Raw genomic sequence first — 6979 nt, forward strand, 5'->3', positions numbered from 1 at the left:
CCGCTAAACTTACAGGTCATGTTTCGGCTGTGCTATCGGCAGCTGAAGTCCTTTTGGGTTGCCTAGGAGAGACCATCCAGCAGCAGCTAAGGTTGGAGAACTCAAGTTGTCTAGAATCTGTTGTCAAGCTGGGAGCTTACTTACATGATTGGGGTAAGGCAATCAACATTTTCAAGAGATGGTTTATCTCAAGTCGTCGATCCTAGACACTAACTCGAAAGCAAAGCTTGAAAAGAGTTGGGGAAGTCATAACAGAAGGCAACTTATCCGACACGAGTTTTTAAGTGGCATACTTGCTTTACAGGTCAGTGCATTTCGAGAGTGGCTACAGAAAGCATTTACTGAAGAGGAGCTCCTCTTAGCTGCCTGGACAGCAATTGGACATCACCTCAAAGCGGGAGTGAATTCTCAGGGCAAAAAATCTCACAAAATTACGGAGTTGTCTGATGGCTCAGGATCTGAGATTTACGTTTATACTGGCCATCCAGACTTTCAATCTGTGTTGAGGCTCGGATCGCAGAGACTAGGGCTACCATCAGAGATTCCAAGTGTACCCTCAGCAAGTTGGGAAAGAGACCAACTGGAACAGCACTTGCGTGCATTGGTAGATCAGTTTCGAGACTTTGCTCAAAATTTTAGCTTTGAGAGACAGATATTAATAGCGGCTGCTAAGGCAACAGTAATTGCTGCAGATTTAGCAGGATCGGTCTTGCCAGTGGAGGGAGAAAACTTGCAAAGCTGGGTTTCTAATACCTTGAGTTTAGCTCTCCAAGAAAGTGAATTAGAGCAACTGATTACCCAGAAACTAGGAAAAAACTCCCTGCGTCCCTTCCAAGAGCAAATGGCTGCTGCCACTCATCGAGTAACACTGGTCAAGGCAGGCTGTGGTACAGGCAAGACCTTGGGAGCCTACGCTTGGGCAAAAAGGTGGGCAGTGGGAAGGCGACTGTTTTTTGGCTATCCGACCACCGGGACAGCTACTCAGGGTTACCTGGACTATGCCGAGGGATCCCCAATAGAAAAGACACTGATGCACTCACGAGCAGATTTGGATCGAGAACTTTTATTGACCGGCGAAGGCGAAGAGGATGAGGGTGCTTCGTTTCGTTTGGCAGCGTTGCAAGTATGGAGAAAGAAACTGGTTATCTGCACTGTAGACTCTATTTTAGGGTTAATCCAGAACAATAGAAGACCACTATTTTCTTGGCCAGCTCTAGTTCAATCTGCCTTTGTCTTTGATGAGGTTCACGCCTATGATAGTCAGATGTTTGGCGCTTTGCTAAAATTTTTGCAGGCTTTTCGAGGCGCACCTATCCTACTGATGAGCGCCAGCTTCACCCCAGGGCGACTTGAGGCGATTAAACGGGTGATAAGTGAGTTGGGTGAACCTATTGGGGATCCCATTGAAGGGCCTCAAGAGCTAGAAGAGCTGAAGCGCTATCAAATACGAGAAATTCAACCAAAGGAGGATCCCATCAATTCCGAATCCATTTGGTCAGAAGTTACTAAGGCAGTTCAAGAGAACCAAAAGGTATTGTGGGTAACCAATTCAGTTGCCAGTTGCATTAACATTTATCGAGAGGCTCAGAAGAAGCTAAAAGACATTGAAGCCAAAGTTTTAATTTATCACAGTCGATTTCGTTATAAAGATAGACTTAGAAAGCATGAGCAGATTATTAACGCTTTTGGTCAACCAGGGCCTGTTCTCGCTGTTACTACACAGGTTTGTGAAATGTCCTTAGATTTAAGTGCAGACTTGCTTATCTCTGCTATGGCTCCAGCGACATCTTTAATTCAGCGACTAGGTCGCCTCAATCGAAGAATGAAAAGCGAGCAGGAGGGATCCCGTGTAGCTCTTTTCTACGAATGGAACGAACACCTCCCCTATGGCGCAGCAGAATTAGAAACTGGCCGGCAGCTGCTTGAACAGCTTAGAGAACTTGAGTATATTTCCCAGCGAGACCTGGCTGATATCATCTCTCAGCTCAGCCGGGAAGAGCCTGCCAGGGTGAAGTCAGCATGGCTTGATCAAAACTGGTGCACTTATCCAAGTTCCCTGCGAGAGGCCGGCTACACGATAACAGTGCTTCTGGCAGAAGATCAAGACGCTATTTGGAAGGCTGCTGAAGTCAGACAGAAGAAAGCTCTAGATAAGGGCCAAAAGCTATCGAGAATGCAAGCTTTTCTACAAGAAGCTCAAGCCTGGTCAATTCCAATTCGGATCCCAGATAAAAAGACAGAGTGGTGGAATTGGCAACGACGCGGGTTTTATTTCATCACAGAGCCTGGATATATCACCTACAGCGAGGAAGTTGGCACACCATGAGCGAATTAAAGTTGCACCTAGGACACCCCGGATTAACCCTGCTACATCGAGCGGGCTTAGCCGGACTATGGATGACTCTCAAGCAGCTGGAGCAGGAAATTCCACCAGAAAAGCGCCCAGGGTCACTAAGTTGGGAGTTGACGCCACGACAAGTTCAACTGTTCTGGGAAGGGAATGACTTTGAAGTGATTGATTGGTTGCTCAAAGAGTCCTTCCAGCTTGACAATGGGTTAATCGCACTGCGAGGGATTGACAGTAAGTCGATGCGAAAAGACTCCCAGGCAGTCATCCATCAAGGAATCCTGGGAACATTTCTACAACATGCCAAAACCCGTAAAGTTATTGGCGAGCAAACTCAATCTTTAGAGATTGATGAGGATCATCCACCTGTCATTATCAAGTATAAAGCTTTAGAAAGCTACGTCCATCAGGAATTTGCCAAAAATCTGTGTGATAAAAACGGTAATTGGCTTAAGCAGCCAATTAGCATTGCTGGCTGGCTTAATCCTGGTGCAGTCGTTCGCCACAATGCATTTCCCTCGGATACAAGCTTTGAAGAGTCTCCAGAGATGGCCTTTATACTTCTCTACGCTCCTGTTTCTTGCTGCTACTACATACTTCGCTCGCGGCTGCGAGATCAGAAAGCTCAATATGCCCTGGTAGTTCCCGAGATTACCGATATGGAGGTCTATGCAAGCTACCGGCAAGATCCCCAGCTTCGTTATGCAGCCTACCAGGATTTTCATGCTTCGAGTTTGGGAGATGCTGGGCTTAGGTTTTTGACGTACCAAGGGATTGCAGAATCTGCTAGGGAATTTAAGGTAAAACGATGTCAGGTTCTAACTCTAGGTGTTGTTCCGTGGTCGAGCCAACAAAAATCTCGCACAGATCTACTTACTGTAGAAGCAGAATATCGCGTCTGTAAAAACTACCAGATCTGCAGAGCAGTGTTACCAGATCGAGTTGTCGTCAAGGCAAAAGCAGAGGAAGGCAGTTTCATTGCAACAAGTTTTGCTCGTGAGATGATTGCTGAAAATCTGGCAAGGGGTTACTCTTGGTATGCCGGATTTGCAGAGCAGGTTAATAGCAACGAGCAGTTTAAGCAGCTATGTTACGAGCGCGGAGGTCTAAACGAAATGGTCATGAAAACGGAAATGGATGACAGAGAGCGCTGGTTTGTTCAGGCTTGTCATGAAGCCATTCGCTTTACCTATGGTCGGTTATCTCAGAAAACCCAGGATAGGGGAGAGTTTACTAACTTCGACAGAGAAAATATACGTATTCGCACTGGGCTGACTCGATGCAAAAACGCGGAAAGCTTCCGTGAGTTTATTACTAGCTTTTGGGCGCGGGCTGGAAGAATACCGACACTGCAAGAGCATTGGGATGACTTGATGAATTTAGTTATGGATTCCAAGGAATGGAAAAAAGCGCGAGACTTAGCTCTTCTAGCGTTGGCCAGCTATAAAGGCAAAGAGCGGCAGGAAGAATCTCAGGATGAGCTTGATGAGGATGATGTTGACTTGATTGCACCCGCCGAGCTGGAGGAGGACTAAAAGTGTAAAGCAAGAGTCAGCAAGTCAAGTGAAAAGTTGACGTAGCAACGACTTAACAGTTCAGTTTGAAGAATTAGCTTGGAGGAAGATTATGACTTTGCACCTGTTTGGCAACATCTTGACCAGCTACGGCACCGCTGCCAACAACCGCGGTGAGAATGACGGCAACATCACTACCCTGCAAAAGATCCTCTGGAAAAATGAGGTGCACACTACCGTCTCTGCTGAAGCAATCCGTTGGGCCCTGCGTTACTATTGGCAGGTCTCAGGGAATGGCTGCGAAGTTAACCGACGTTGGAATGATCAAACCAACGACAACGAGTGGCAAGCGCCTAACTTTGATCCCGAGCAGTATATCGATGATGATGTCCTAGGCTTTATGCGTGCGGAAGGGGCTAAAGTAGATGCCTCAGACGAAAACTCATCCAGGAAGAAGGGAGAGAAGTTACCAAAGGGCACTACCACTGCTCGGCGAGGTGTTTTGGAAGTAACTCGGGCAGTTTCTACTCGACCCTACAGCGGAGATGTAACCTTCAACGCGAAAAGTGGCCAGAAGGGATCCACTTCTCTCTACGGAACGGAGGTTCATGCTACTCGCTATCAGTACGGCTTTGCAATGACTCCTGCTCGGCTCCACCGGCAAGACCGAGTAATCGAAGTGTTAAACGGACTGGTTTCGTTGGGGGAAGTAGCCGGCAATCACTCTCGCTTTCTCTATGACTTTTCACCGGATAGCATAGTCCTGCGCTGGACACACGACTTTTCGCCACGCCTGCTCTACTGTTTTGAAGAAAACTCTGATGGAGAAATCAGCATGCCGGACTTAGTGCGTCGAGTGCAAGTGGGGGATATAGATCCTCAAGAGCTATGGCTGGCAGGAGCCGCTGCCGAAACTGAGGACGGGGAGAAGCTAGCCCAGTTGGGTGCTCATGTAAGTCCAGGCATTAAGTCAACAGTTGATCAACTTATCAGCTTGATTAGGCAGCAAATTTCTTGTGAGGAGGCAGCATGATTCAGCTCCAGGTTGAGGTGCCTATCGCCTGTTTCCGTCAATCTTGGGCCAGGGAGTTTGCCGAAACTTATCCGGTGCCGCCACCGGCTACTGTTTATGGAATGTTGCTTTCCTTGCTGGGAGAATGGGATCGGCATCGATATTGCGGATCCCAACTGGCAATTGCTCTCCTGAGCCAACCCCAGCTTTCTACAGTGATCCGTACCCTTCGTCGTTTTAAGACAAAAGATATTCAGCATCCAAACAATGCCCGTCCTGACTACCAACAATTGCTGACCGATGTGCAAATCGCAGTTTTGGTCAATGGATCCCTTGCTCATGACCTAGAAAGAGCCTTTGAAAACCCTGAATTGATTGACCGATCTGGGGGACTAAGCCTAGGAGAGAGTCGTGACTTAGTTAACTCGGTAAGACCAATTCAGAAAGTCCCTTCAGGGGGAAGATGGCTAATTCAAGATGAGGATGGGATCCTGACCTTGCCGTATTGGGTTGATCACGTGGGATCGCGGGATACTCGCTGGCGAAGATACTCACTCCGAACTCTTGAAGGTGATGATGTGCCGGAGTTAGCCTGGACGGAAATTTGCCCAAACTAAGCCGTGAGAATTCCAAGCTTTAGTTCCAGACTTGTCAACCCTAAGTCGAAAGCTTGTTTCTGAACAGCTTAGTAACCCTGCCGGGAGAAGATCTTGTGCGGAGTCTGAGTTTTATCTCCACTCAAAGAGAAAGCTGTTCTAAGATTGCTGAAGAACTCTATATTTTCATATTTCGGAGTATCAGATTATGCCGGTATCACTAATCGATTTCCCCGCACAGATAGATTCAGATTTGATTCGTGTTTCAGCACTGCACGCATTGGCCTACCGCCCACGACTATTTTATCTAGAGGAGGTCGAGGAGCTCTATACGGAAAACGCAGCTATTTTTGCCGGTCGGCGGTTACACACAGAGCTGGAAAAGCAAGAGGGAGAAGAGTGGGAGGATCTATTTCTAGAAAGCGAAGAACTGGGCTTGCGGGGAAGAGTGGATGCTTTGCGCACTCGTGATGGACAGATGTGATTTTCCTCTGATTGCCGTAAGGCGTTGAGCACAGCCCTTTGCAAGCATGTACCCTTATTCTATACACGTGATTTTCCTCTGATTGCCGTAAGGCGTTGAGCACATCTGGCGGGTCTTAAGAGTGCCCTGCAGAAAGAGCGTGATTTTCCTCTGATTGCCGTAAGGCGTTGAGCACGGATCCAGGAACTGCTCCAGTCGGGGGGCAAACGGGGTGATTTTCCTCTGATTGCCGTAAGGCGTTGAGCACGCAGTAGAGTGAGGCCTGACGCTTGATCTAACTGCGTGATTTTCCTCTGATTGCCGTAAGGCGTTGAGCACTCTGAAGGGCTGAGGTCAGTGAGATATTCAAGTTGGTGATTTTCCTCTGATTGCCGTAAGGCGTTGAGCACTACGATGGTAGAATCTGCCTCCACTACGGCCTAGATGGTGATTTTCCTCTGATTGCCGTAAGGCGTTGAGCACCACCTGACCAGTTATCTCGAGCAACCACTCCCGGCGTGATTTTCCTCTGATTGCCGTAAGGCGTTGAGCACATCGAGGCGGGGCGGGTGGATCCCGTGGGCGAGGCCGGTGATTTTCCTCTGATTGCCGTAAGGCGTTGAGCACGCAAATAGAGGAGCAGGTCGGTGTCCCTATTTAACCACTGTGATTTTCCTCTGATTGCCGTAAGGCGTTGAGCACATGACCCTGCGCGAGAACACGATCATGCCCCGGTTGTGATTTTCCTCTGATTGCCGTAAGGCGTTGAGCACGGTAAACCAGGCCCTTAGAACGCCGGATGAGGCCCTGTGTGATTTTCCTCTGATTGCCGTAAGGCGTTGAGCACGATGGGCCTACAGGGGAAGATGCGACGGGCCCACGTGATTTTCCTCTGATTGCCGTAAGGCGTTGAGCACTGCTGGATCGTGGCGCGGAGCTCGCGGACTGGGCAGTGATTTTCCTCTGATTGCCGTAAGGCGTTGAGCACGATGGGCCTACAGGGGAAGATGCGACGGGCCCACGTGATTTTCCTCTGATTGCCGTAAG

Annotated in this window: 4 protein-coding genes, 1 pseudogene and 1 CRISPR repeat array; all 5 genes and pseudogenes read left to right on the forward strand. The window is 48.5% G+C overall.

Annotated features, from left to right (window positions below):
* Positions 1-178: 178 nt before the first annotated feature.
* Positions 179-2326, forward strand: coding sequence for a CRISPR-associated helicase Cas3' (gene cas3, locus ACVWZ1_RS06805; RefSeq protein ID WP_457502924.1), 2148 nt, complete (start codon positions 179-181; stop codon positions 2324-2326).
* Positions 2323-3882 (forward strand): type I-MYXAN CRISPR-associated Cas8a1/Cmx1, encoded by a 1560-nt coding sequence (gene cas8a1, locus ACVWZ1_RS06810; protein ID WP_457502926.1) that lies wholly within the window; start codon positions 2323-2325, stop codon positions 3880-3882. Before cas3 ends, cas8a1 begins: the two co-directional genes overlap by 4 nt.
* 91 nt (positions 3883-3973) lie before the next feature.
* Positions 3974-4894 (forward strand): type I-B CRISPR-associated protein Cas7/Cst2/DevR, encoded by a 921-nt coding sequence (gene cas7i / locus ACVWZ1_RS06815; RefSeq protein WP_457502927.1) that lies wholly within the window; start codon positions 3974-3976, stop codon positions 4892-4894.
* Positions 4891-5490, forward strand: a complete 600-nt coding sequence (gene cas5, locus ACVWZ1_RS06820; protein WP_414352070.1) for a type I-MYXAN CRISPR-associated protein Cas5/Cmx5/DevS — start codon at positions 4891-4893, stop codon at positions 5488-5490. The genes cas7i and cas5 overlap by 4 nt, the downstream gene beginning before the upstream one ends.
* A 187-nt stretch (positions 5491-5677) precedes the next feature.
* Positions 5678-5947: pseudogene (locus tag ACVWZ1_RS06825) on the forward strand (CRISPR-associated protein Cas4); the annotation flags it as partial.
* Positions 5948-5949: 2 nt separating this feature from the next.
* Positions 5950-6920: direct repeats of the CRISPR family, unit length 36 nt; unit sequence GTGATTTTCCTCTGATTGCCGTAAGGCGTTGAGCAC.
* Positions 6921-6979 lie beyond the last annotated feature (59 nt).

Source organism: Thermostichus sp. MS-CIW-25 (assembly GCF_054060015.1).

What these genes read in the sequence shown, in the direction of transcription:
- cas3 (WP_457502924.1), top strand. Translation starts at nt 179, where the DNA reads ATGGTTTATCTCAAGTCGTCGATCCTAGACACTAACTCGAAAGCAAAG.
- cas8a1 (WP_457502926.1), top strand. Translation starts at nt 2,323, where the DNA reads ATGAGCGAATTAAAGTTGCACCTAGGACACCCCGGATTAACCCTGCTA.
- cas7i (WP_457502927.1), top strand. Translation starts at nt 3,974, where the DNA reads ATGACTTTGCACCTGTTTGGCAACATCTTGACCAGCTACGGCACCGCT.
- cas5 (WP_414352070.1), top strand. Translation starts at nt 4,891, where the DNA reads ATGATTCAGCTCCAGGTTGAGGTGCCTATCGCCTGTTTCCGTCAATCT.